Source organism: Haladaptatus ordinarius (assembly GCF_054177595.1).
This window is the reverse complement of sequence record NZ_JBPEHH010000264.1, coordinates 1-1,292: the sequence shown is the minus strand read 5'-3', so window position 1 is coordinate 1,292 and position 1,292 is coordinate 1. Positions and strand designations below refer to the sequence as shown.

The following is a 1,292-nucleotide window of genomic DNA, read 5'->3' as shown; positions in this document are numbered from 1 at the left end:
GCTATAGGAGCGCTCACGGCGGTGAGCGCTCCGAACAGTCCACTGAATCCGAAAGCTGTCGCTGGAAATCTTCACGAATTCAACCTCGTTAGGGCGGGTTACGCGAGATCAACTTCGAACGGTTCGTGCTGGACCCGCTCTAACAGCAGGGAACGGTGAGCGTTCGGATCTAATGCATCCTTCAGCAATGACTCAACGAGGCTCGGTGGCTCGTAGCCGAGTCGCTCGGCGACTCGGCAGAGAATCCGATCACTTCGCCGACTGAACGCCCGTGCCCACCGTTCCTTGGGAAGCAGCGACGACGCGTCGACGTCGTCGTCGCTGCCGTCTTCTTGCTGGTGTTCGATGATCTCGATGAACAGCTCCCTGAGCGTGCGGCTGATCACAAGCGAGAGCAACCCGATGAGAATCAATGCTTCCACGACTTCGGGCTTGCTGGAGGTAACTTCGTCAAGCCCGTACACTCGTTTCAGCTCTCGAAACAGGAGTTCGACCTCCCAGCGCGCCTGATAGAGCTTCGCGATATCAGGCGCGCGATACCCTTCAACCGGCAGATTCGTGATGTACAGGTGGTAGCGTTGTTCCTCTGTGTTCCAGACGCCGACGACACGGAACGTCTCAACGGCACGGCTTCGCGTGCCGTTGTAGACACGTCGCTTGAATTCAACTTCGCCCTCGACGTCGATGACATCTCGGTGAAGATCGTCCAAGATCTCCTGGACCTGCTTTCCTTCCAGGGAAATGGCGTTGCCACGCCATTCCCTGAACTCGTTGGTGATTGCGGGGTTTGCGTTGGGCTTGAGTCGTGTGAGGAACCAGCCGCCGTTGGCATCAATGAGATCCATCGTCCGGTAGTCGAAGTAGGCTTGATCGAACAACAGCAGGGCGTTCTCGACCCATGGACCGGTCGAGAGTTGCGTTGACTCGTGGGTACGCGCGTCTGTGATGGTGAAGTCAGCTGGAAGTCCCGTGCTGACGGCTTCGACCACGTGGAGCTTCGCTCCAGCGTGGTCGTCGCCATACCCTGGAAACACGCCCAAGAGGGACTGATACAGCGTGATGACCGTCATGTCGATGATGAATACTTCGCGGAACTGGTCGAACCGGCCCTGGAGACGGTCGTCGTTCTCTTCGAGGTCCTCAAGCGCGTCCTTGAGGACCTCTCGAAGAAACGCACAGAGCGCCTCGGTGAACCAATCGTGAAACGACGAGTAACGAAGTGTTCCGCCGAAGGTGTCGATGTATTCCTGACGGAACTCTTCGAGTGTTCGATAGTGTCCGGTAACGAACCC

1 protein-coding gene is annotated in these 1,292 nt (G+C 57.4%); it reads right to left on the bottom strand.

Going from position 1 to position 1,292, the window contains the following annotated elements; genetic code table 11:
* Positions 1-98: 98 nt before the first annotated feature.
* Positions 99-1,292, bottom strand: a 1,194-nt coding sequence (locus ACR3FF_RS27090; RefSeq protein WP_458191196.1) for an IS4 family transposase, incomplete at its 5' end; no start/stop codon positions are given.